Raw genomic sequence first — 22,825 nt, forward strand, 5'->3', positions numbered from 1 at the left:
TTAGCGGTGCCGAACCACCCGGCGTAGAATGTTCACCCCACCCGTCCCTGTACATCAGGGCCAGAAGTAAAGGATCCACCATCATGCGCGTTAAGACCAGGCTGTTGATCGTGCTGGCGGCTTTCGGGCTGCTCGCGGCGGCTTGCGGTGGCGATGAGACGCCCGCGACCACAGCCCAGGCGACCTCCGACACCTCCGCAACCACCCAGGCAGCGGCCGGTGAGCCCATCAGCATCGGTCTGGTGTATGACATCGGTGGTCGCGGTGATCAGTCGTTCAACGATGCGGCGGCGGCGGGCCTCGACAAGGCAGTGGCCGAGTTGGGGGTCGCTACTTCGGAGGCTTCGGCCAACGAGGACGGGACCAACCGCGAGGAGCTGCTGGACCTGCAGGCGTCTGAGGGATCGGATCTGGTGATCGGGGTCGGCTTCCTGTTCGGCGAACCGATGGCCAACGTTGCTGCCGAGTACCCCGACACGAATTTCGCGATAGTTGACTCGGTGGTGGAGGCCCCGAACGTGGCGGGGCTGATCTTCTCTGAGGAGCAGGGTTCGTTCCTGGTGGGCGTGGCGGCGGCTCTCAAGACGCAGACCGGTACCGTCGGTTACATAGGTGGGGTGAACATCCCGTTGATCCACGCATTCGAGGCCGGCTTCCTCGCCGGGGTGCAAGCCATCGACCCCTCTATCCAGGTTATTTCCCAGTACGTGACCGAGCCGCCTGACTTCGGTGGTTTCAACGATCCGGCGGCGGGCCGGGTGATCGCGCAGTCGATGTTCGAGCAGGGCGCCGACGTGATCTATCACGCGGCGGGAGGTACGGGTGGTGGCCTGTTCCAGGCCGCCAAGGACTACTCGGAGGCCAATAACACCCATGTGTGGGCGATCGGCGTGGACTCCGACCAGTACCTCACCGCGGGTGCGGAGTTCCAGCCCTACATCCTGACATCGATGCTCAAGCGGGTGGACGTGGCGGTGTTCAACACCATCCAGGCGGTCCAGGCGGGCACGTTCGCTCCCGGTCCGCAGGTGTTCGACCTGTCGGTGGACGGGGTCGGCTACTCCACCTCCGGCGGCTACGTGGACGACATCGCCGGCCAGCTCGACAACTGGAAGGGACGGATCGTATCCGGCGAGATCGTGGTGAGCCGCGACCCGTCCGACCTGGGCGTGGCGCCTCCGCCACCGCCCGCGGCAGGCGAGCCGGTCAACATCGGTCTGGTGTACGACATCGGTGGTCGGGGTGATCAGTCGTTCAACGACGCCGCAGCGGCGGGCCTCGACAAGGCCGCCGCGGAATTGGGAACACAGAACTCCGAGGCGTCGGCCAACGAGGACGGGACCAACCGTGAGGAGTTGCTGGCCCTGCAGGCGTCGGAGGGGTCGGATCTGGTGATCGGGGTCGGGTTCCTGTTCGGTGATCCGATGGCCAACGTCGCCGCCGAGTTCCCGGACACAAGCTTTGCGATCGTGGACTCGGTGGTGGACGCCCCGAACGTGGCAGGTCTCATCTTCTCGGAGGAGCAGGGCTCCTTCCTGGTGGGCGTGGCAGCGGCCCTCAAGACGCAGACCGGAATCGTCGGCTACATCGGTGGGGTCAACATCCCGCTCATCCATGCCTTCGAGGCCGGCTTCCTGGCAGGCGTCCAGGCGGTGGATCCGTCGATCCAGGTCATCTCCCAGTACGTGACCGAGCCGCCCGATTTCGCCGGTTTCAACGATCCGGCTGCGGGGCGGGTGATCGCGCAGTCGATGTTCGAGGAGGGCGCCGACGTGATCTATCACGCGGCGGGAGGTACCGGTGGTGGTCTGTTCCAGGCCGCCAAGGACTATTCCGAGGCCAACGACACGCACGTGTGGGCGATCGGCGTGGACTCCGACCAGTACCTCACCGCGGGTGCGGAGTTCCAGCCCTACATCCTCACGTCGATGCTCAAGCGGGTGGACGTGGCGGTGTTCAACACCATCCAGGCGGTCCAGGCGGGCACGTTCGCTCCCGGTCCGCAGGTGTTCGACCTGTCGGTGGACGGGGTCGGCTACTCGACCTCCGGTGGTCATGTGGACGACATAGCGGCCCAACTCGACGCCTTCAAGGAGCAGATCGTTTCCGGCGAGATCGTGGTGAGCCGCGACCCTGCCGACTACGGGGGTTGAGGAAAGCTCGATCGGGAGACCGGGTGACGACTGGCGGCTGATGAGGACGGTGAGCCGATGAGCGTCGCGGTGAAGTTGGAGGGAATCACCAAGCGATTCCCCGGCGTGCTGGCCAACGACCGTATCGACCTCGTCGTGGAGGCGGGCGAGATCCACGCCATCTGCGGCGAGAACGGCGCCGGCAAGTCGACGCTGATGAAGATCCTCTACGGGATGCAGCCTCCCGATGAGGGAAGCATCGAGGTCCTCGAGCAGGAGCGAACGTTCTCCTCTCCCAGGGAGGCGATCGACGTGGGGATCGGGATGGTGCACCAGCACTTCATGCTGGCCGACAACCTCACGGTCCTCGAGAACGTGATCCTCGGTGCGGAGCCGTCCAGGGGGTCGTTGATCGACTTCGCCACCGCCCGGTCCCGGCTCCGGGAACTGGGAGACGCCTACGGCCTGGAACTCGACCTGGACGACGCGGTCGGGACCTTGGAGGTGGGGGAGCGCCAGAGGATCGAGATCATCAAGATCCTCTACCGCGGCGCCCGCATCCTGATCCTGGACGAACCCACCGCGGTGCTGGTGCCCCAGGAGGTGGAGGAGCTGTTCCGCAACCTGAGGGAGCTCAAGGCGGAGGGTCACACCATCATCTTCATAGATCACAAGCTGGACGAGGTGCTGGAGATAGCCGACACGATCACGGTGCTCCGCCAGGGCCGGTCGGTGGCCCGGGTCAAGCCGGAGGACGTGACAGCCCAGGATCTGGCCGAACTCATGGTGGGCTCGGAACTACCCACGCCCGAGACGCGGGAGGTGACCATCACCGACCGGACCGCCGTCGAGGTCAAGGGGATCTCGGTGGTGGATGAGGCCGGGGTGACGAGGCTGCGGGATGTCGGCTTCTCGGTCCAGTGCGGCGAGATCGTCGGTGTTGCCGGCGTGGAGGGCAACGGCCAGGGCGAGTTGGTGGAGGCGATCCTGGGAATCGCTCCGGTAACCGGAGGCTCCATCCACCTGCACGGTGATGACGTGACCGCCTGGTCGGTAAGGCAACGCCGGGAAGCCGGCCTCGGATACATTCCCGAGGACCGTCACCGGCGCGGCCTGCTGCTGCCGGCGCCTGTGTGGGAGAACGGCATCTTGGGCCACCAGACGCGGGGCCGATTCCTGAGGTCACGGGTGTGGATCGACGAGGATGCTTCCAAGGATCACGCCTCCAATGTCGTCAAGCGTTTCGACGTGCGCACACCTGGCGTCCACACCCCCGTTCATGCGCTTTCCGGCGGCAACCAGCAGAAACTGGTGGTGGGTCGGGAGCTGGCCATCGAGTGCAACCCGCTGATCGCCGCCCACCCCACCAGGGGGATCGATGTCGGATCCCAGGCCGCCGTCTGGGAGGATCTGCGCCGGGCGCGGGCGGAGGGTCTGGGACTGCTGCTGATCTCCGCCGATCTGGAGGAACTGATCGGTCTGAGCGACACCCTCCTCGTGATGCTGCGCGGCGAGATCGTGGCCAGGCTGGACCCGGCCAGTGTCACGCCGAGGGAGTTGGGCGCCTACATGACGGGGGCGGCCGCGTGAGCTGGACGGCGGTGCGCCGCGTGGTGGGGCCGCCGCTGGCGGCGGTAGGGCTGGCTCTGGTGGTGGCCGCGCTGGTTCTGGTGGTGTCCGGGGCCGACCCTCTCGTGGCCTTCGGCAACATCTGGGAGTACGGCAGCCGGCTGGAGACGGTCATCGAGTCGTTCAACCGGGCTACCCCGCTCTACCTGTCGGGCATCGCCTTCGCCATCGCCATGAGGATGAACCTCTTCCAGATCGGCGTGGAGGGCCAGTACATCCTCGCGGCGTTCTTCGCCGCCTATGTGGGCGCCGGCGTGGGTTCCATGTTCCCGCCGCTCCACGTGGCCATCATCCTGGTGACGGCGATGATCGTCGGCGCGGCATGGGCCGGGTTGGCGGGCTGGATGAAGGTGACCCGGAATGTCCACGAGGTCATCTCCACCATCATGCTCAACGCCATCGCCGTGGCCGGGGTGGTGTCGTTCCTGCTAGGGAGATGGAAGATCGAGTCGGAGTCGCTCGACACTCGCCTGGGCGACATAGCGACCACCGGTTGGTTCCCCAGCCTGAACCCGATCGTCGAGTTGGTGACCCGCGAGATCAAGCGGGTCGAGTTGACAGGTTTCATCCTCGTGGCCGCGCTGGTGGGCGTGGCGTACCACCTCATCATCAACCGCTCCCGGCTCGGATACGACCTGCGGGCCACCGGCGCCAACCCCTGGGCGGCCGAGGCGAGCGGCGTGCCACCCAAGCGGACCATCGTCCTGGCCATGCTGCTCAGCGGGGCGGTGGCCGGACTGGTCGGCATGGCGGACCTACTCGGAGACCAGCACTTCTACAGCCTCCGGTTCCCGCAAGGACTGGGCTTCGCCGGGATCGCGGTGGCGCTGCTCGGACGCAACCACGCGGTGGGCGCCGCCGTGGCCGCGGTGGCGTTCGGATGGCTGGAGCGGGCGTCAGGGGTGCTGGAGGTACGCGGGGACGCTCCGCGCGAGATCGTCACGATCATGGTGGGTGTGATCATCCTGTTCGCGGTGATCGCCTACGCACTGGCCCAGCGGCGCAGGAGGATCGAGGCCGCAGCAGCCGCGTCAGCGCAGGCCGAGACCGTTGATGTCACAGGAGCGGAGGAGGCCGAGACGTGAGTACGTTGCGCGAGCGGCCGACTCTGGGTCTCCAGGCGACCCTGGTGAGCGGGAGGCGCCGCTGGCTCGTCTACGGGCTGGGCGCGGTGCTCCTGCTCGCAGGCACGCAGCAGTTCGCCTCCCTGCCGACGGACGACCTCACCTCGAGCGGGACGTGGGCCATCGCCCTGGCCTGGTCGGTGCCCATCCTGATGGCCGGCCTGGGAGGGCTCTTCTCGGAACGTTCCGGGGTGGTCAACATCGGTCTGGAGGGGATGCTGATCCTGGGTACGTGGTTCGGGGCGTTCGGCACCCTGGTCGGCGGGCCCTGGTTCGGGATGCTGCTGGCGGCCGTAGCCGGAGCGGTGGGAGGTCTCGTCATGGCGGTGGCCGCGGTCGGATTCAACGTGGATCACATAATCGCCGGTGTGGCCATCAACCTCATGGCGCCCGGCCTGACCCGCTTCCTGTCCACCCTGCACTTCTCGGATCGCGGAGGCTCGATCACCCAGTCCCCGACCATCTCGGGGGTCAGCAACTTCACGGTGCCGATCCTGGCCGGCGGCACGGTCTTCGGCTGGGAAAGCCCGGACGTCCTCGGGGCGATCGAGCGGGACGGTCTCTTCTTCATCTCGGACCTGGCCGGGATACTGCGCGGCTTCATGTTCCAGATGTCATGGCTCACCCTGATCGCCTACCTGGCGCTCCCCATCTCCGTCTTCGTCCTCTGGAAGACCAGTTTCGGGCTACGGCTTCGCAGCTGTGGCGAGCACCCGCACGCAGCCGACTCGCTCGGCGTCAACGTCTACAAGTACAAGTACTACGGCGTCGTGATCAGCGGTTTCCTGGCCGGCGCAGGAGGCGGTTTTCTGGCGATCCAGCTGTCCGGGCTCTACAAGGAGGGCCAGACCCAGGGGAAGGGCTACATCGGGTTGGCCACCATGATCTTCGGCAACTGGAATCCGGTCGGAACGGCACGCGGAGCGCTGCTCTTCGGTTTCACCGAGACGCTGCGTCTCCGGGACGAGAACGCCGCCCACGGCCTGCTGCTTCTGGTGGTCCTGGTCATCGCCCTGTTGCTGCTGTGGCGCATCCTGAAGCGGAAGGGATACACCGGGACGCTGCAGCTGGCGATCGTGGCGATCGCGGTGGGGTTCTGGTACATGAACTCGACCAGCGTGCCCAACCAACTCCCGGCCATCACCCCCCACATCGCGGTCCTGGTGGTGCTCCTCTTCGCCACTTCCCGCCTCCGCCCGCCCGCCGCCGACGGCCTCCCCTTCCGCAAGGGCGAGACGTAGCAACCGGGGGCCAGTGGCTGCCAGACCTCGTTGTGGCCGCAGTCCGTCGGCGTTACCCACCGGCTCCTCCGAAGATCATTTGCGTGAACCGTTTGTGTATACGGCAGCGCCGCCGCGGCTAGCCGATCAGTATTGGATGTCGAGCGCGTAGCGGAGAGCCCGGTCCATCACGGCCCTCTTGAACTCACCAAGCCGTCCCACCGGACGGGAGTCGAGACACGAGATCGGGACGGTGATGAGGCTGTCGCAGTTGACTGCACAGGGTTCGGGTAGTCCTTCTTCGGGACCTACCTCCACTTCCGACCTGATACTCCGCACTGTACGGGTGATGGGCGCGCAGGTGACAGAGGTGAGCACCGCGGCGGCAGCGTTTCGCGTGACGACGCACACGGGTCGCCTTCCGGCAGGTGGACCGAGATCTGCCCAGTAGATCTCGTTTCTCGAAACCACCTACCACTCGGGGACAGTTCGGGCTGCGAGCCGTGCCGCTGATCGTATGAGCGCCCCATCCGGAGGTAGGCGCCGGTAGGCCTCGGCCAGCTCACGGTCGGCGGCCGCCGCTTCCTCAGCTGCGATAACCGCCCGCGCTCCACGGCGCAGGAGTTCGGAACGGTTGGTACCCGACGCCTTGGCCAGGCGGTCCAGTTGGTCCACGAGGCTGTCATCGAGCTGTACCAGAACTTCACGACGGGCCATGCCCCATATGGTAATACATATGGGCACTGCCTGTGGGCGACCCGGTCAAGCGATGTGACCGACGTCCGGGAGCTCCTCGCCAGGACAGGGCTCTCCGACGCTGGACAAGTGGAGGCTCTGGTGGAGTAGGTCTTTCCCGAAGACCGCCTCGGCGAACGGCAGCGGAGATGGTTGGAGGACCTATTCGGTGGATGTGAACGGGTTTAGCCGCGGGCTGCCTCGGAGAGCATCTGCTTGAAGCGGTCCGTGTCGATGGCGTTGATTACCTCGACGTTGGCCGGACTTCCGGTGACGTCCAGGGAGTCGACGACCGACATTCCCCTGGTCAATTGGCTCTCGGCCTCAATCTCCACGTAGTGACGGGAGCTACTGGTCACCACCCTGTCCCTGTCGATCGCCACCGCCATGGCGGTCGGGTCGGGGAGTTCCAGCCGGTCGGTGCCGGATTGGCGGCGGGCGGACTCGAAGGCGGTGGAGTTGCAGTCCAGGAAGAAATACGCGATAGGCTGCCGGTCCCACGGATCGGAACCCGAGTCCTGGCTGTGGTGTCATCACCGCCGCACGCACCGTCCTCTCCTGCTTGAGTTCCTTACCGGCGCAGCCTGCAAGGGATGCGACCCTACAGGGAATTCGTATCTGCAAGTGAAATAGATGATTTGACAAACATCTTGACCATGCAGTAGCTTCTTCCGGCAATGGATCAGATGTCGAAGTGCAACCTGCCTGCGCCGGAGCAGGATCTGTGCTACTGGATAAACAGTCTTGCCAGAGCTGCACTCAGATGTATGGCCGGACGACTCGTCCCCTACGACATGACCATGTCCCAGTTGGGGATCCTCATGATGTGCTCAAAGGGTGGCGTGAACACTGTGAGCGGGCTCGCCCGAATGATGCCTATAGATGCCGCGGCCGTCAGCCGGAACGTTCACACCCTCACCCAGCGCGGCCTCCTGCGGAAGGAACCGTCGCTGCGCGACCGGCGTTCGGCGACTCTGAGCGTCACGGAGAGCGGGACCGTTCTGCTGGAGGAGTTGGCTGTGCTCGTGGAGGCCAATAACCGGATGCTCCTCAAGGGAATCAGCACAGCTGACAAAGACAGGTTCGTCAGCACGGTAAAGACGATGCTGGCGAACACCGCCGCCTACGAGACCACACGACTCGGAGAACCATATGAAACCCGGCTGACGGACGGCTGAGGTATGTAAAGCCCGGCCTTCGGGGGGCCGGGCTTTACCGGACTAGAACGCGTACCAAGCAACCGTTCCACACGGGGAGCTCCGTCTGCGCCTGTCTTGCTAACGGTACTCCCCGGCCAACTGATCTGTCGAGCTCCGCAAGAAGGGGGGCATCCGTTGCAACACGAATACATGATCGAGGTCAGGGATCTCGTAAAGGTCTATCCGGGCGGCGCCCGCGCCGTCGATGGGATTGACTTCGACGTCCCGAGGGAGGGATTTTTCGGGTTTCTCGGTCCGAACGGGGCCGGCAAGACCACGACGATGAAGATTCTCGCCACGCTGCTCAGAAAGACCTCGGGTAGCGTAACGGTGGCCGGGTACGACGTGGAGACCGACGCGAAGGCCATCCGCCGCAGCATCGGGTTCGCCATGCAGGAAGTGGGTGTCGACGACCTCGCCACGGGGAGGGACTTCCTGCAACTCCAGGGCGTTCTCTACGGGCTCCACCGACGCGAAGCTCGCCGGAGGGCCGACGAGTTGCTCGAATTGGTGGGGCTGGAGAAAGTGGCCGATCAGCGGATCGGCACCTACTCGGGTGGCATGCGCCGCCGGATCGACATCGCCGGCGCCCTCATGCACGACCCTGACATCCTCTTCCTCGACGAGCCGACAGTCGGCCTGGACCCCCAAAGCCGGATAGCGATGTGGGAGCACCTCGAAAGTCTGAATACCAAGGGAGTCACTGTCCTGCTCACAACCCAGGTGATGGAGGAAGCAGACCGCCTCTGTCGCGAGATCGCCATCATCGACCATGGCAAGATCGTCGCCGGCGGCTCGCCCGAGTCGCTCAAGGCCGGCGTGGGCGGTGATGTGGTGCAGATCGTCCTCAGCGGCGCTACCGACGGCGTTGGCGATGGGCTGAACGGAGAGGCCGAGCGGCTCGTCCGCCAGCGGGGATATGTCCAAGAGGTCAATTCAGTCGACGGTGGTATCGCGGTCACTGTAAAGAACGGGAGCGCGGCCGTCCCGGACCTTGTCGGCCTGCTTCATACCGAGCGGGTCCCGGTCGGCAGCCTCTCGGTAGTCAGACCCACTCTCGACGACGTCTTCCTCAAGCACACCGGCCGCGCCATCCGGGCCGAAGAAGCCACCGGCGAAGTCAGCGACACGATGCGCCAGTCAATGCGCCTGAGAAGGAGGTAGTCCCGATGAACACTGCCCGAGAGACCTATTTCATCTACATGCGCAACATCAAGGCCTGGCTGGGACAACCGGCACTGGTCGTCTCCACGCTGATGCCGCCCGTGTTCATGTTCCTGTTCTTCGGGACGCCGCTGCGGGGCATGACAGGCATCGCAGGCTTCCCCGCAGACGACTACTACGCTTACTTCGCCGCCATGATCATCGTGTTGTCCGTGGTCATGAACGGCGCCGATGTCGCCTTCGCCCTTCTCACGGACATGCTGTCCGGCTACTTCGACAAGCTGCTACTGGCGCCCGTGAATCGCTTCTCGATACTCATGGGGACGCTGCTCACCTCGGGCACCCGCGCCCTGCTGCAGGTGGTTGTCATCGTCGCAATGGCCCTGATCTTCGGCGTCAGGTTCCAGGGGGGTCTGGTGGGCATGATGGCTGTCATCATTGCCGCCGCGGTCTTCGGGATCGCCACCGCCTGCATCGGCCTGATCATCGCCCTGAAGACCAGAAGCGCACAGATGACCCAGAACAGCTGGCTGATGTTCATGCCCCTGGCCTTCCTCACCACGGCGTTCATGCCGAAGGAGTTCCTCACCGGATGGTTCAAGTGGGCGGTGACTGTGAACCCGGTCGACTACGTGCTGGTGTCCGTGCGGACGATCATCATCACCGGATGGGAGTGGGAGTCGATACTCCCGGGTATCTGGGTTCTGGCCGCGGTAACGGCGATCATGCTCACCGCCGCCACGTGGACCTATCGGGGCGCCACCGCGTGAAGGACCGGCTGCTCCCCGGCAGGATGATCGACATCATCCACCACGAAAACGGCGGATGTAGGGCACACCTGCAGCGGCCGGATCGCACAATCTGAGGCTCCAGAGACGCGGGTTCTGACTGTGCTGGTGCGTTGCCACGGTCAGTTTGAGCGGATGCCCGCACGTATGCGTTGTCGCCGGCGACGGTGAACCATCAGCGAGTCGGAGTAAAGGCCGCAACAGGACAGCTAGCCGGCAGCCGCCTCGGAGAGCATCTGCTTGAAGCGGTCCGTGTCGATGGCGTTGATTACCTCGACGTTGGCCGGACTTCCGGTGACGTCCAGGGAGTCGACGACCGACATTCCCCTGGTCAATTGGCTCTCGGCCTCAATCTCCACGTAGTGACGGGAGCTACTGGTCACCACCCTGTCCCTGTCGATCGCCACCGCCATGGCGGTCGGGTCGGGGAGTTCCAGCCGGTCGGTGCCGGATTGGCGGCGGGCGGACTCGAAGGCGGTGGAGTTGCAGTCCAGGAAGAAGTGGGCCAAGGGAGTGTCCAGCGCTCTGAGCGCGGCCTGCTCGGTGGGGTCCAGGCCGGCCTCGCCGCGACAGACCTCCCAGCCGACCATCTCGATCGGAAGGTCGGAGGCGAAGACCATCCGGGCGGCGTGGGGATCGAACCACAGGTTGAACTCCGCCGCGGGGGTGACGTTGCCAACCTTGTTGGCGGTGCCTCCCATGACCACGCAGCGGCCCACCAGGTCCACGATGTCGGGCGCCTGCGCCATGGCGAGCGCCACGTTGGTGAGCGGCCCGAGGGTGACCAGGGTGGAGCCGGGATTCCCGCGTATGTGGTTGATGAGGGCGCTTACGCCGTCCTCCTCCTCGGCGGAGCGGGACGGGGGCGGGTATCCCTGGTCACCGAGCCCGTCCATCCCGTGGAACCAGGTAGCCGGGCGAGCCTTCACCAGCAGGGGACGGTCGGCGCCCGCGTAGACGGGTACGGCTGATCCGCACAACTCCGCTGTGTACAGGGCGTTTCGGGTCGTGTCCTCCAGCGAGCAGTTACCGGCCACTGTCGTCATCGCCACCACGTCGACCTCAGCATGGTTGAGAGCCATTGCCAGGGCTACCGCGTCGTCGGATGCGGTATCGGTATCGATGATCATTCGCATAACTCAGCTCCCGGTCGACAGGTTGACGGCTTGGTAGCCCCGGATGGCGAAGCCGTCCTCCCGGACCGGCTGGTCCGTCAGGGAGGCTTCGGGGAAGGCGTCGATCAGGCGATCGAGCGCGATCTCCAGTTCCAGGCGGGCCAGGGGCGCCCCGATACAGTGGTGGACACCGGCCCCGAAGGTGATGTGATCAGGATCACCCCGGTCGACCCGGAAGGTGTCCGGATCCTCGAACCGGCGGGGATCACGATTGGCCGGCCCGAACAGGACCACGACCTTCTCGCCCCTGGGCAGTCCGGTTCCGGCCACTTCGACACCGTCCTCCAACACGTGGCGCTCGAACATCTGGAGCGGAGGGTCGAAGCGCATCATCTCCTCGATGGCTATGGCGGGCGCCACTGCCCGGTGGGCCAGCCGTTCCCAGGCGCGCCCGTGGTTCATCGCCGCCACGATCCCGTTGCCCATCGTGTTGACCGTGGCCTCGTGCCCGGCGTTGAGCAGCAGGATCACGGTGGATGCGATCTCGGCGTCGCTCAGTCCGCCGTCGTCGGTCTCGGCCAGGCAAAGGGCGGTGATCAGGTCGTCCTTGGGGTCGGCGCGCCGGGACGCGATCAGAGCCGAGGCCCAGGCCAGGAACTCCACGGACGCGTCGATGGCGGCCTCGGCCTGCTCGCGAGTGCAATGGAGCTCGTACATCTTGACGATTGCGTGCGACCAGTCGAGCAGCAGATCGGCGTCCTCCACGGGTGCTCCCAGGAGCGTGGCTATCACCCGCACCGAATAGGGCTGGGCGTAGTCGGCCAGCATATCGAAGGTGGCCCGGTCGCGTAGCGCCTCGAGCAGTCGATCGGCAATAGCGCGGATCGGCTCACGCAGCTCCCGAACCCGTCGCGGCGTGAAGGCGCGGTTGATCAGCATGCGGATACGCGTGTGTTCGGGAGGCTCCAGCATCAGCAACGAATAGCGTTCCGTCTGGTAGTAGGGCTCCCATCCCTCCAGCCCGAGTTCCCGGATGGGACGGAGGTCGAGTGGACGGGCATGGCCATCCTTCACCCGGCCCAGCCGGCGGTCAAGCTGGACGGCCCGGACATCCTGGTGCCGGGTGACCAACCAGAGGTCGAACCCGTCGTCGTAGTGCAGGGGTCCTCGCTCCCGCAGGGCGTTCAGCGTCGGGTAGGGATCGGCGATGAAATTGGGATCGGTGGGGTCGAAGAACCGGCCCATTACCCGGACGAGGCGCCGACGAGCTCTGTAGCGCTGGTGTCCTGGACCCGACCCCAGAACTTGATCTCCTGGATGGCCAGCTCGTCGAAGGCTTCCCCGCCCAGCGCCTCCGAAGGCCACGTCGAGGTGACGCGGATCTCCAGCACGGTGGTGTGGTTGGTGGTCGTGGGGATGCCGTGCGGCCGGTCGTTGGCGTCCGGTATCTCGTCCACGAACGGCACGCCGGGGAAGTCGTCGGCGAATATCTCCACGCCGCGCACCCGGTAGTTGCGCCGGAACTTCTCCAAGTTGTCAACGTTGATGATCTGGACCTGCTCCAGCGCCACAGGGTTCACGAAGGTCACCGTTATGCGGGCGTCCTCGCCCCTCCGGCTCGCATCGTTCCAGTAGGTCTCGTCGCCGTCGATCAGGTTCTCGCACGCCAGGCCGGCGTTGTACTCGCTCGAGCAGGTGATGGAGATGGGGGTGATCTCCTCGAGCGGGCCCAAGACCATGCTGGGTTCGGTGGCCTCTGTGGAGGTGGTGCTTCCGTCAACCGCCTGGTCGCCCGGTTCGTCGTTGCCCCTCATCGCCTGAATGATCAGGGCGAAGATCACGACGAATGCCACCCCGATGATGATCACCCGGACTGCCCGGTTGCCGGCTGTCACGGACCGTATCGGCATCGGCGCCACTGCGATTCTCTGCCTGCCCAGGCGAGCACCGCATTCCTGGCAATGACGGTTGGACGGGGACTGCTGGGAGAAGCAGGAGGGGCACGTGAGGTGCGGTTCGAATTCCATGTTCGGCTCGCGCTCGGCCTCTTCCCAACTTGACGGTTCGCTGAGTTGGAACTCCTCGAAGCTGATATTGCCGAGCGGATCGCCCTCTTCAGGAGGAAATCCGTGGGATCCGTTTCGGTCGCGGTCGCTCAACACGGACCTTTCTGGTTGGCAACTACACTCCCGTGCGATGATAGTTGCGGCGCGCGGGATTCTGCTTCCGGTTGCCATTCGCGAGGTCGAACCATGGACCATCGGTTCGAAACTGGCCGGATTAGTACTGGCAGGTCTGGTTGCGGTCGGGCTATGGAGAATCTTCCGCACCGGAGATCGCCGGTGATCCCGAGCTTTACCGCGCGGACGTACCGTATGGATTCGCATCCCTGTAACCTGCGCGTAGATGGATTCCATGCTTGACCGCCGATCTTCCCGCAGGTGGGAAACTGAGGACCAGGAATTCCTTGAGGTGCTGTCGCGAATGGCGCCCGGCACCGGTATCCGCACCGCGGTCGAACGGATCGTCCAGCAGGGCAACGGCGCTCTCGTGGTGATCGGATGGGGTCCCGGCATCGAGAGGATCGCCGCCGGAGGAATCGATCTCCGGGATACCGACTTCACGCCGGCGATGCTGGCCGAACTTGCCAAGATGGACGGGGCGATCATTGTCGACGATGAGATAGGAAAGATCCTGCGAGCCAACGTCCATATGCTTCCCGATCCGGCCATCGTCACCGAAGAGACCGGTGCCCGGTTCCGCACGGCCGAGCGCCTGGCCCGGTCCACGGGCTGCCCCATAATCGCCATCAGCGAGGAGCGGCGGAAGGGCTTCGTCTTCTACGGGGAGCGCAAGCAGCCGCTCCGGAGCGCCACCGAGCTCATGGTGCGTATCAACCAGGAGATTCAGACCCTGGAGCGGTTCAGGGGGCGCCTAGCCGAGGCGGAGGAGCATCTGGACAGGCTCGAGGCTTCGGGTCAGGTCACTCTCGGGGCCGCCCTGACGGTGCTGCAACGGGCCGAGTTGTTGCGCCGGATCGGTATGAGGGTGGAGAACCTCGCGGTCGGGCTGGGAGATGAAAGGCACATGGTGGAACTGCAGCTTTCCGACATCATGGAAGGAGTTCAGGAACTCGGCGCGAAGGTCAGCCGCGATTACTTCTGGAAACGCGGTGACCTGGCCTCCGGAGGGATGGAAGTCCTCCACAACCGGCCCCTGCAGGATCTCTACGACACCGAACGGTTATGTCGCATCCTCGGAGTGGGTTCCGCGGACATGAGGGTCAATCCGGCCGGCCAGCGGCTGGCCGGATGATGGCCCGGATGCCCGAGACCGGATCCGCCACGGCTGCCGCGGACGCTCCATCGCCCGATAAGGAGGGTTCCGGGTCAGAGAAGGCCCCGGCCCGCAAGAGCGCGGAGGCCGGGGAGAAGTCGGCCAAGGCTCCCGCGCCCGATGCAACCCCGAGCGGTTCTGATGCCAAGGCGCCGGAGGTGAAGGCCAAGCCCAAGAAGGCGCCGGCCAAGAAGGCGCCGGCTAAGAAGGCGCCGGCCAAGAAGGCGCCGGCCAAGAAGGCCCCGGCCAAGCCGAGGAGCCGGAAGGTTCCGGCCAAGCGGGTCCGGGCGCGCAAGCGCGCAGGCGCCACCAAGTCCTCCGGCGGGAAAAAGAAGCAAACCTCGTTCCGGGTCGGGGACAAGGTCGTCCATCCCCATCACGGCGCGGCCGAGATCATCAAGCGCTCCAAGCTCGACCTGGCCGGGGAACCTCGCCAGTACTTCGAGCTCGAGATTGCCACGGAGTCTTCGCTCAAGGTGTTGATTCCGGTGGATACCATCGACGAGACCATTCGTCCGGTGATCACGAAGACGGCGGCCGGGAAGGTCCTGCTGAAGTTCAAGGAGGATCCCCAGGACTCGGGCGCCAACTGGAGCCGGTGGTACAAGGTGCTCAACGAGAAGATGACCTCCGGGGACATTTTCCAGGTGGCGGAGGTGGTTCGTGACCTGACCCATGCGCAGCTGGCCAAGGGGATATCGCCTGCCCTGAAGCGGATGCTCTCCAAGGCCCGAACCACGCTCTCCAGCGAGTTGGCATTCGCGCTTCGCATCACCCCGGATCAGGCGCTGGAACGGATCGACCGAGCCCTTCCGAAGCCGGAGGAGCCCGAGGAGTGAGCGGAGAGAGCCTTGCCGGGGCCTTCCGCAGACCCGCTCATCCTCTCCCTACCGGGATCTGACCTTGAACCTGAACCGGATGGACATCTGGGGAGTGGTAGTTGCGGCCGGACAGGGGGTTCGCTTCGGGGCCCGCAAGCACGCCACGCGACTTGCCGGCAAGCCCCTATGGCAATGGGCGCGGGACACGCTGTTCGAGAGCGGTGCTCGCGAAGTGGTGGTGGTAGGTGATGTCCCGGGCGGGGTGGAGGGGGGGCCGGAGCGCCACCTGTCGGTGGCCCGGGGGATCGAGGAGGTGGATGCGGCGGCCACCGTCATCGCGGTTCATGATGCGGCCCGCCCTCTGGCCTCGGCGGCGCTGATGAAGCGGATGTACCGTTCGCTGGCGGAAAGTGGAGCGGATGGCGTGGTGCCGGTGGTCCCGATCGCCGATGCCCTGAAGCGGGTCGATTCCGATCACGCCCGCATCCTGGAGTCCATCGACCGCCGGGAGGTCGCCTGCGCCCAGACCCCACAGGTGTTCAGGGCCGAGGTGCTGCGCCGGGCTCATGCCCAGCACGCCTCGGGCGCCCCTCCTGACGACTCTTTCATGGTGGAGGCGTTGGGCGGTCGGATACTGGCCGTTACCGGAGAACGATCCGCGATGAAGATCACCTATCCCGAGGATCTGATTCTGGCGGAGGCGCTGCTCCGACACGGGGCCCGCCCCGGAGAGCCATGACCACGAACCCTTTCCGTACCGGCCACGGCTTCGACGCCCACCGCTTCGGCGGTATCCCACCCCTTCGGCTCGCCGGGGTGGTGGTCGACTCCGGACGCGGGCTGGCCGCCACGTCGGATGGGGATGTCGCTGCTCACGCGGTGATCGACGCCATCCTGGGTGCGGCCGGGAAGGGCGACATTGGTAGCCACTTCCCCTCGTCGGATCCTCGTTGGCAGGATGCTGACAGCATGGAGATGCTGCGCTCGGTGGTGCGGTCGGTGGCATCCGGCGGCCTGGTCCCATCGAACCTCGACCTCACCATCGTGGCAGAGACGGTGCGGGTCAGTCCCCATCGTGCGGAGATGCGAGACCGGCTCGCGGCAGCGCTGCAGGTTGACCGCGAGCGAGTGTCCGTCAAGGCCACCACCACCGACGGGATGGGCTTCACCGGTCGGGACGAAGGCGTGGCGGTCTGGGCGTCGGTGCTCCTGCTCGAAGCCGCTTCTTCCGGTGGCTCGGCCTGACCGGGTACCCTTGCCTGTGGTTCCCGGCCATGCGGTGACCGGCTTCTCACGACAGGAGCGCGGAGATCCCGGTCCGGCCGGTATGCAACACGCTCTCAGGTAGGAGTCGCCGGTGATCACGGTCTACAACACCCTCGGCAGGGTGCGCCAGGGCTTCGAACCACTCGAAGAGGGCCGCGTCCGCATGTACGTGTGCGGCCCGACCGTACAGTCGGCGCCCCACATCGGGCACGGACGGTGCGCGGTCGCCTTCGACGTCATCCGCCGGTACCTGGGGTGGAGAGGGTGGGACGTCCTCTTCGTCCAGAACATCACGGATGTGGACGATAAGATCATCAACCGGGCCGCCGAACTGGGCATTACCACCGAAGCCCTGGTGGCGGACATGACGGAGCGGTTTCTCACCTCGTACCGCCGGCTCGGGGTGCTGGATCCGGACATAGCCCCGGCCGCCACCCGACACATCCCCGAGATGATCGAGCTCATCACCCGGCTGGTGGGCCGGGGTCTCGCCTACGCGAGCGGGGGCGACGTCTACTTCAGGGTGCGAGCCCTGAAGGGCTACGGCAAGCTGTCGGGCCGCAACGTGGACGAACTCCGGAGCGGCGCCCGGGTGGAACCGGGGATCGACAAGGAGGACCCGCTCGACTTCGCGCTATGGAAGGGCGCCAAACCGGGGGAACCATCGTGGCCGTCGCCGTGGGGAGACGGAAGGCCCGGCTGGCACATCGAGTGCTCCGCCATGGCCGCCAAGTACCTGGGCCTGCCGTTCGACATCCACGCGGGGGGCGCCGACCTGATCTTCCCGCACCATGAGAACGAGATCGCCCAATCCGAGGGCGCCACGGACGGTCCGTTCGCCCGGTACTGGCTGCACAACGGCATGGTGAACCTGGGCGGGGAGAAGCTCTCCAAGTCCACAGGCCACATCGTCGACCTGGCCGAGGCGATCGAGACGTCCGGTGGTCCGGTGGTCCGCCTCTTTCTCCTCCGGGCCGCATACCGTTCTCCCATTGAATACTCAGAGGCGTCCCTCGACGATGCGAGGGCGAGCCTGGATCGCTTGCGCTCCTTCGTGAGGCGCGCACCGTCGGCCGACCCGCCGGACGCGGGTACCCTCGATCGTTTCGTTGCCTCCATGGAGGACGACTTCAACACGGCGGAGGCGCTGGGGGTGGTATTCGAGACAGTTCGCCGAGGCAACGCCCGGTTGGATCGAGGAGAGGATGCCGGCCCGCTCATCGCGGCGGTGAGGGAGGTCTCCGGCGCACTGGGTATCGACCTGGAGGGTGGCGGGCTGGAAGGCCTGGTGGAACCGCTGACCGGTCTGGCTTCGCGATACGAGGTGGAGGCCGGGAGCGCCGAGGACATGGTCCGACGCCTGGTAGCCGCCCGCACGGAGGCTCGCAGGTCCCGTGATTGGTCCCGGGCCGATGCCATCCGGGATGACATGGCCGGAGTGGGGATCGTGATCGAGGACTCGGCCGATGGCGCCCGCTGGTATCGGCGGTAGGGTCGAGGGCCTTCATCCGGTTCGGGCTGCCCTGGCCGCCGGTCGGGTCAGGGTTCTCACCGTCGAGCGTTCACGCCGCGACCTCGATGAGCTTGTGGCGGCGGCCCGCACTGCCGGAGCTTCGGTGGAGTTGGTGGACGATGTCCGGCCCCTGGCGCAGACCGAATCCCCGCAGGGTGTGATGGCGCGGGCCCGTCCGATCCCCTACGCAGCGCTGGAAGGCCTTCTCGATCCGGGCGAGGATGCCAGACCGCCCGCGGTGGTGGTGCTCGACCACCTGGAGGATCCGCGCAACGTGGGGGCCATCGCCCGCTCCGCTCTGGCGGCCGGGATGACGGGGATGGTGGTCCCGAACCGCCGCGCCGCTCCGCTGTCGGCCCTGGCGTTCAAGGCGGCGGCGGGCGCGTTCGAGCACCTGCCCGTGGTTTCCGTGTCGTCAGTGGCGGCGGTGGCCCGGCGGGCTTCAGGCGCCGGCGTATGGACAGTGGGGCTCGACCCGTCCGCGGCCGGCAGCCTGTTCGGACTCGGGTTGCTGACCGAGCCTGTGGCGCTCTTCGTGGGATCGGAGGGGCCGGGTCTAGGGCGGCTGGTGGGGGAGCGTCTCGACGTGCTGGCGTCGATTCCCATGGCAGGTGCTGCGTCCAGCCTGAATGCGAGCGTGGCGGCGGCCCTGGCGTGCTTCGAGGTAGGACGGGTGCGGCGTGGCGGCATCTGACCCCGCTCGCGGTGCCGGCCCGGATAGGACGCGTTTCTCCTGCTAGAGCACATAGGTCGGGCTATTCTGGGTCCCGGGTCAGATTCGGGGTCGGTCATTGCGCCCATCCGGTTGGGATGGGTCCGCCCCGAACCTGTGGACGCCGAGATACGGTACGAGAGAGGTGGAACCATGCGGACGTTGAGACTCTTGATCCTTTGTCTGGTGTTGGTGGCGGGTGCTTGCGGAGATGGAGGAGAACCCGCGCCGGACACCGCCGGGACTACGGCGGGAACTCAGGCCGAAGTCGCTACGACCGGGGCTGAAACCTTCTCGGCGGGTGTGTTGGGTGCTGTTGAGGTTGGTTCGGGTGAGGAGATCCAGATCCGGTCGTTGAATGCGATTACTGGGGATGTGGCTTTCTTGGGGATTCCGAATCAGCGGGGTGTGGAGTTGGCGATTGCTGATTATGGGCCTATCGCGGGTCGTTCGGTTTCTTTGGGTACTGGTTTGGATGATTTGTGTTCGCCTGATGGTGGTCAGGCGTCGGCGCAGACGATTGTGGCTGATCCGTCTGTGGTGGGTGTGATCGGGACGTCTTGTTCGGGTGCGGCGGTGGCGGCTTCGCCGTTGATTTCGAATGCGGGGTTGGTGATGATCTCGCCGTCGAATACGTCTCCGGCTTTGACGTCGGATCTGGCGGGGACGGCGGGTTCGGCTTACCAGCCTGGTTATTACCGGACGGCTCATAACGATCTGTTCCAGGGTCGGGCGGTGGCGTTGTTCGTGCGTAATGAGTTGGGTTTGAACCGGGCGGCGGCGATCCATGACGGTGATCCGTATACGCAGGGTTTGGCGCAGGCGTTCGCGGACGCGTTCGAGGAGTTGGGTGGTGAGGTGTCCACGTTCACGGCGGTGAACAAGGGCGATACCGACATGACTGCGGTGCTGACCGAGGTTGCCGCCGGTGGTCCTCAGGTGTTGTTCTTCCCGATTTTCATGCCTGAGGGTGGTTTCATCGTTCAGCAGGTTGGCGGTGTGGCCGGTCTTGACGGTGTGACGTTGATCGCGGCTGATGGTTTGTTGACGGACAACTTCATGGAGCTGCCCGAGTCCGAGGGTGTGTATATGTCGGGTCCGGATCTGCGGTTCGGTTCGAACCGGAACAGCATCACGGGCAAGACCGCTGACGATTTCTTGGCTGCGTATCAGGCGGCTTATGGGGAGGCACCGTCGGCGGCGTTCTGGGCTCATGCGTATGACGCGACGACGATGCTGTTGAGGGCTATCGATCGGGTGGCGGTCGAGGTGGAGGGAACGCTCCATATCGACCGTGCGTCTTTGCGTGATGAGTTGTCGAGGTCGAACTTCGACGGGATCATCGGTGCGATCACCTGCGACGAGTACGGGGATTGCGGTTCGCAGTTGATCACGGTGGTTCACCACACGGACTCGCGCAACATCGAAGCAGGCAAGAGCAACGTCGTCTTCGGCTTTGCTCCCACCGTCGCGATGATGACCGACTTCTCGGCGGGTGTGTTGGGTGCTGTTGAGGTTGGTTCGGGTGAGGAGATCCAGATCCGGTCGTTGAATGCGATTACTGGGGATGTGGCTTTCTTGGGGATTCCGAATCAGCGGGGTGTGGAGTTGGCGATTGCTGATTATGGGCCTATCGCGGGTCGTTCGGTTTCTTTGGGTACTGGTTTGGATGATTTGTGTTCGCCTGATGGTGGTCAGGCGTCGGCGCAGACGATTGTGGCTGATCCGTCTGTGGTGGGTGTGATCGGGACGTCTTGTTCGGGTGCGGCGGTGGCGGCTTCGCCGTTGATTTCGAATGCGGGGTTGGTGATGATCTCGCCGTCGAATACGTCTCCGGCTTTGACGTCGGATCTGGCGGGGACGGCGGGTTCGGCTTACCAGCCTGGTTATTACCGGACGGCTCATAACGATCTGTTCCAGGGTCGGGCGGTGGCGTTGTTCGTGCGTAATGAGTTGGGTTTGAACCGGGCGGCGGCGATCCATGACGGTGATCCGTATACGCAGGGTTTGGCGCAGGCGTTCGCGGACGCGTTCGAGGAGTTGGGTGGTGAGGTGTCCACGTTCACGGCGGTGAACAAGGGCGATACCGACATGACTGCGGTGCTGACCGAGGTTGCCGCCGGTGGTCCTCAGGTGTTGTTCTTCCCGATTTTCATGCCTGAGGGTGGTTTCATCGTTCAGCAGGTTGGCGGTGTGGCCGGTCTTGACGGTGTGACGTTGATCGCGGCTGATGGTTTGTTGACGGACAACTTCATGGAGCTGCCCGAGTCCGAGGGTGTGTATATGTCGGGTCCGGATCTGCGGTTCGGTTCGAACCGGAACAGCATCACGGGCAAGACCGCTGACGATTTCTTGGCTGCGTATCAGGCGGCTTATGGGGAGGCACCGTCGGCGGCGTTCTGGGCTCATGCGTATGACGCGACGACGATGCTGTTGAGGGCTATCGATCGGGTGGCGGTCGAGGTGGAGGGAACGCTCCATATCGACCGTGCGTCTTTGCGTGATGAGTTGTCGAGGTCGAACTTCGACGGGATCATCGGTGCGATCACCTGCGACGAGTACGGGGATTGCGGTTCGCAGTTGATCACGGTGGTTCACCACACGGACTCGCGCAACATCGAAGCAGGCAAGAGCAACGTCGTCTTCGGATACGTACCCTAGGTTTGGTTGCTAGTTCCTAGTTGGTAGTTGGTGTTCGGTGATCGGGATGCGTAGGATCGGTCTCGTCTCGTTGTGCCTGTTTCTGCTTGCCCTTGGTTGCGGCGGGGACGCAACGCAGTCCGGGTCGGAGGAACCTTCCTCAGCGACCTCGCCGACGGATGGGGTCGAGACCACGGCGACGGTACCGGAGATCGTCGAGTTCGTGCCGGGGCCGCTAGGGGCGGTGGAGGTAGCTCCCGGCGAGGAGATACAGATCCGGTCGGTCAATTCCATAACCGGCGACGTCGCGTCTCTGGGTACTCCCAACCAGCGCGGCGTGGAGTTGGCGCTGGAAGACTACGGTCCTGTGGCCGGACGCGCAGTGTCCTTAGGGACCCCCCTCGACGATCTCTGCTCGCCGGACGGTGGTCAGGCAGCGGCCCAGACGGTGGTGGCGGATCCAGCGGTGGTGGGTGTCATCGGCACCACCTGCTCGGCCGCGGCGGTGGCGGCGGCGCCGCTGATCTCGAACGCCGGCATGGTGATGATCGCGCCGTCCAACACGTCCCCGGCGCTGACGTCGGATCTGGCGGGGACGCCGGGCTCGGCCTACCAGCCCGGCTACTACCGGACCTCTCACAACGATCTGTTCCAAGGCCGGGCCGTGGCGCTGTTCGTCCGTAACCACCTGGGTTTCGAGAGGGCGGCAGCGATCCACGACGGCGATCCTTACACGCAGGGTCTTACAGAGGCGTTCGCGGGCGCGTTCGAGGAGTTGGGTGGAGAGATCACCACTTTCACGGCGGTCAACAAGGGCGACACCGACATGATCGCGGTGCTGACCGAGGTTGCCGCCGGTGGTCCTCAGGCGGTGTTCTTCCCGATCTTCATGCCCGAGGGTGGTTTCATCGTCCAGCAGGTGGGCGGTGTGGCCGGTCTTGAGGACGCCACGCTGATCGTGTCCGCCGCTTTGCTGGTGGACAACTTCATGGAGCTGGCCGAATCCGAAGGCGTGTACATATCCGGTCCGGACCTGCGGTTCGGTTCCAACAGCAACAGCATCACGGGCAGGACCGCGGAAGGCCTTCTGGCCGAGTATGTGGCGTCATACGGCGAGGAGCCCTCCGGTGGATACTGGGGACACGCCTACGACGCCACGGTGATGTTGCTGAGCGCTATCGATCGGGTAGCTGTCGAGGTCGAGGGAACGCTGTACATCGACCGCATGGCCCTGCGCAACGAGATGGGTCGATCCAGCCTCGACGGGATCATCGGACCGATCAGCTGTGACGAGTACGGTGACTGCGGTTCGCAGCGGATCACCGTCCTGTACAACACGGATCCCCGCAACATAGAAGTCGGTAAGAACAACGTGGTGTTCGACTTCGCTCCCTAGTGGCCACTGATCACTGGCCGCTGACCACCGCAACT

At 65.1% G+C, this 22,825-nt stretch carries 21 protein-coding genes; 15 read left to right on the forward strand and 6 right to left on the reverse strand.

Annotation, left to right across the window (positions count from 1 at the left end; genetic code table 11):
* The first annotated feature begins 83 nt into the window (after positions 1-83).
* Genes ACOQPD_RS00990 through ACOQPD_RS01005 form a run of 4 tightly spaced genes read left to right on the forward strand, consistent with a single transcriptional unit; the run spans position 84 to position 6,126 of the window.
* Positions 84-2,153 carry a BMP family lipoprotein gene (locus ACOQPD_RS00990; RefSeq protein ID WP_420613047.1) on the forward strand — a complete coding sequence of 690 codons (2,070 nt, stop codon included), beginning with the start codon at positions 84-86 and terminating at the stop codon, positions 2,151-2,153.
* 57 nt (positions 2,154-2,210) lie between these two features.
* Complete coding sequence (locus ACOQPD_RS00995; RefSeq protein ID WP_420613048.1) at positions 2,211-3,722, forward strand: ABC transporter ATP-binding protein; 1,512 nt, start codon at positions 2,211-2,213, stop codon at positions 3,720-3,722.
* Positions 3,719-4,846, forward strand: coding sequence for an ABC transporter permease (locus tag ACOQPD_RS01000; RefSeq protein ID WP_420613049.1), 1,128 nt, complete (start codon positions 3,719-3,721; stop codon positions 4,844-4,846). The genes ACOQPD_RS00995 and ACOQPD_RS01000 overlap by 4 nt, the downstream gene beginning before the upstream one ends.
* Positions 4,843-6,126, forward strand: coding sequence for an ABC transporter permease (locus ACOQPD_RS01005; protein ID WP_420613050.1), 1,284 nt, complete (start codon positions 4,843-4,845; stop codon positions 6,124-6,126). Before ACOQPD_RS01000 ends, ACOQPD_RS01005 begins: the two co-directional genes overlap by 4 nt.
* Positions 6,127-6,252: 126 nt before the next feature.
* Here ACOQPD_RS01005 and ACOQPD_RS01010 read toward each other — a convergent pair whose 3' ends face one another.
* The 3 genes from ACOQPD_RS01010 to ACOQPD_RS01020 form a co-directional block, all read right to left on the reverse strand.
* Positions 6,253-6,576, reverse strand: a complete 324-nt coding sequence (locus tag ACOQPD_RS01010) for a type II toxin-antitoxin system PemK/MazF family toxin (protein ID WP_420613051.1) — start codon at positions 6,574-6,576, stop codon at positions 6,253-6,255.
* Positions 6,577-6,822: a ribbon-helix-helix protein, CopG family gene (locus ACOQPD_RS01015; RefSeq protein WP_420613052.1), complete on the reverse strand. Its 246-nt coding sequence runs from the start codon at positions 6,820-6,822 to the stop codon at positions 6,577-6,579.
* Positions 6,823-7,025: 203 nt separating this feature from the next.
* Positions 7,026-7,325: a nucleoside hydrolase gene (locus tag ACOQPD_RS01020; RefSeq protein ID WP_420614413.1), complete on the reverse strand. Its 300-nt coding sequence runs from the start codon at positions 7,323-7,325 to the stop codon at positions 7,026-7,028.
* A gap of 192 nt (positions 7,326-7,517) precedes the next feature.
* Between ACOQPD_RS01020 and ACOQPD_RS01025 the strand changes: the two genes are divergently transcribed.
* The 3 genes from ACOQPD_RS01025 to ACOQPD_RS01035 all read left to right on the forward strand — a co-directional run bounded on the left by ACOQPD_RS01025 (position 7,518) and on the right by ACOQPD_RS01035 (position 9,973).
* Positions 7,518-8,018: a MarR family winged helix-turn-helix transcriptional regulator gene (locus ACOQPD_RS01025; RefSeq protein WP_420613053.1), complete on the forward strand. Its 501-nt coding sequence runs from the start codon at positions 7,518-7,520 to the stop codon at positions 8,016-8,018.
* Positions 8,019-8,174: 156 nt separating this feature from the next.
* Positions 8,175-9,203, forward strand: coding sequence for an ATP-binding cassette domain-containing protein (locus ACOQPD_RS01030; protein WP_420613054.1), 1,029 nt, complete (start codon positions 8,175-8,177; stop codon positions 9,201-9,203).
* A 5-nt stretch (positions 9,204-9,208) separates the two neighbouring features.
* On the forward strand, positions 9,209-9,973 hold the full coding sequence (locus ACOQPD_RS01035) for an ABC transporter permease (protein WP_420613055.1): 765 nt from the start codon (positions 9,209-9,211) through the stop codon (positions 9,971-9,973).
* 227 nt (positions 9,974-10,200) lie between these two features.
* Here the strand turns inward: ACOQPD_RS01035 and ACOQPD_RS01040 are convergent, their stop codons facing one another.
* The 3 genes from ACOQPD_RS01040 to ACOQPD_RS01050 are packed head-to-tail and all read right to left on the reverse strand — an operon-like array spanning position 10,201 to position 13,265.
* Positions 10,201-11,127 carry a nucleoside hydrolase gene (locus ACOQPD_RS01040; protein ID WP_420613056.1) on the reverse strand — a complete coding sequence of 309 codons (927 nt, stop codon included), beginning with the start codon at positions 11,125-11,127 and terminating at the stop codon, positions 10,201-10,203.
* 3 nt (positions 11,128-11,130) lie between these two features.
* Complete coding sequence (locus tag ACOQPD_RS01045) at positions 11,131-12,351, reverse strand: cytochrome P450 (RefSeq protein ID WP_420613057.1); 1,221 nt, start codon at positions 12,349-12,351, stop codon at positions 11,131-11,133.
* Complete coding sequence (locus ACOQPD_RS01050) at positions 12,351-13,265, reverse strand: hypothetical protein (protein ID WP_420613058.1); 915 nt, start codon at positions 13,263-13,265, stop codon at positions 12,351-12,353. The genes ACOQPD_RS01045 and ACOQPD_RS01050 overlap by 1 nt, the downstream gene beginning before the upstream one ends.
* 256 nt (positions 13,266-13,521) lie before the next feature.
* Between ACOQPD_RS01050 and disA the strand changes: the two genes are divergently transcribed.
* The 8 genes from disA to ACOQPD_RS01090 all read left to right on the forward strand — a co-directional run bounded on the left by disA (position 13,522) and on the right by ACOQPD_RS01090 (position 22,790).
* Positions 13,522-14,421 carry a DNA integrity scanning diadenylate cyclase DisA gene (disA, locus tag ACOQPD_RS01055; RefSeq protein ID WP_420613059.1) on the forward strand — a complete coding sequence of 300 codons (900 nt, stop codon included), beginning with the start codon at positions 13,522-13,524 and terminating at the stop codon, positions 14,419-14,421.
* Between the two features lie 8 nt (positions 14,422-14,429).
* Entirely contained in the window at positions 14,430-15,281 is an 852-nt protein-coding gene (locus ACOQPD_RS01060; RefSeq protein WP_420613060.1) for a CarD family transcriptional regulator, read from the forward strand.
* Between the two features lie 64 nt (positions 15,282-15,345).
* Entirely contained in the window at positions 15,346-16,002 is a 657-nt protein-coding gene (locus ACOQPD_RS01065) for an IspD/TarI family cytidylyltransferase (protein ID WP_420613061.1), read from the forward strand.
* Complete coding sequence (gene ispF, locus ACOQPD_RS01070) at positions 15,999-16,508, forward strand: 2-C-methyl-D-erythritol 2,4-cyclodiphosphate synthase (protein WP_420613062.1); 510 nt, start codon at positions 15,999-16,001, stop codon at positions 16,506-16,508. The genes ACOQPD_RS01065 and ispF overlap by 4 nt, the downstream gene beginning before the upstream one ends.
* A gap of 112 nt (positions 16,509-16,620) precedes the next feature.
* Complete coding sequence (cysS, locus tag ACOQPD_RS01075; protein WP_420613063.1) at positions 16,621-18,021, forward strand: cysteine--tRNA ligase; 1,401 nt, start codon at positions 16,621-16,623, stop codon at positions 18,019-18,021.
* Positions 17,996-18,736, forward strand: a complete 741-nt coding sequence (locus ACOQPD_RS01080; protein WP_420613064.1) for a TrmH family RNA methyltransferase — start codon at positions 17,996-17,998, stop codon at positions 18,734-18,736. Before cysS ends, ACOQPD_RS01080 begins: the two co-directional genes overlap by 26 nt.
* A 189-nt stretch (positions 18,737-18,925) precedes the next feature.
* Positions 18,926-21,415: a branched-chain amino acid ABC transporter substrate-binding protein gene (locus ACOQPD_RS01085; protein WP_420613065.1), complete on the forward strand. Its 2,490-nt coding sequence runs from the start codon at positions 18,926-18,928 to the stop codon at positions 21,413-21,415.
* Positions 21,416-21,461: 46 nt separating this feature from the next.
* A complete protein-coding gene (locus ACOQPD_RS01090; RefSeq protein ID WP_420613066.1) occupies positions 21,462-22,790 on the forward strand; it encodes a branched-chain amino acid ABC transporter substrate-binding protein in 1,329 nt (442 codons plus the stop codon).
* Positions 22,791-22,825 lie beyond the last annotated feature (35 nt).

This window comes from Candidatus Spongiisocius sp. (assembly GCF_965221825.1).
Taxonomy (GTDB): Bacteria; Actinomycetota; Acidimicrobiia; order Spongiisociales; family Spongiisociaceae; genus Spongiisocius.

What these genes read in the sequence shown, in the direction of transcription:
- ACOQPD_RS00990 (WP_420613047.1), top strand. Translation starts at nt 84, where the DNA reads ATGCGCGTTAAGACCAGGCTGTTGATCGTGCTGGCGGCTTTCGGGCTG.
- ACOQPD_RS00995 (WP_420613048.1), top strand. Translation starts at nt 2,211, where the DNA reads ATGAGCGTCGCGGTGAAGTTGGAGGGAATCACCAAGCGATTCCCCGGC.
- ACOQPD_RS01015 (WP_420613052.1), bottom strand. Translation starts at nt 6,822, where the DNA reads ATGGCCCGTCGTGAAGTTCTGGTACAGCTCGATGACAGCCTCGTGGAC.
- ACOQPD_RS01025 (WP_420613053.1), top strand. Translation starts at nt 7,518, where the DNA reads ATGGATCAGATGTCGAAGTGCAACCTGCCTGCGCCGGAGCAGGATCTG.
- ACOQPD_RS01035 (WP_420613055.1), top strand. Translation starts at nt 9,209, where the DNA reads ATGAACACTGCCCGAGAGACCTATTTCATCTACATGCGCAACATCAAG.
- ACOQPD_RS01040 (WP_420613056.1), bottom strand. Translation starts at nt 11,127, where the DNA reads ATGCGAATGATCATCGATACCGATACCGCATCCGACGACGCGGTAGCC.
- ACOQPD_RS01045 (WP_420613057.1), bottom strand. Translation starts at nt 12,351, where the DNA reads ATGGGCCGGTTCTTCGACCCCACCGATCCCAATTTCATCGCCGATCCC.
- disA (WP_420613059.1), top strand. Translation starts at nt 13,522, where the DNA reads ATGCTTGACCGCCGATCTTCCCGCAGGTGGGAAACTGAGGACCAGGAA.
- ACOQPD_RS01060 (WP_420613060.1), top strand. Translation starts at nt 14,430, where the DNA reads ATGCCCGAGACCGGATCCGCCACGGCTGCCGCGGACGCTCCATCGCCC.
- ispF (WP_420613062.1), top strand. Translation starts at nt 15,999, where the DNA reads ATGACCACGAACCCTTTCCGTACCGGCCACGGCTTCGACGCCCACCGC.
- ACOQPD_RS01080 (WP_420613064.1), top strand. Translation starts at nt 17,996, where the DNA reads ATGGCGCCCGCTGGTATCGGCGGTAGGGTCGAGGGCCTTCATCCGGTT.
- ACOQPD_RS01090 (WP_420613066.1), top strand. Translation starts at nt 21,462, where the DNA reads ATGCGTAGGATCGGTCTCGTCTCGTTGTGCCTGTTTCTGCTTGCCCTT.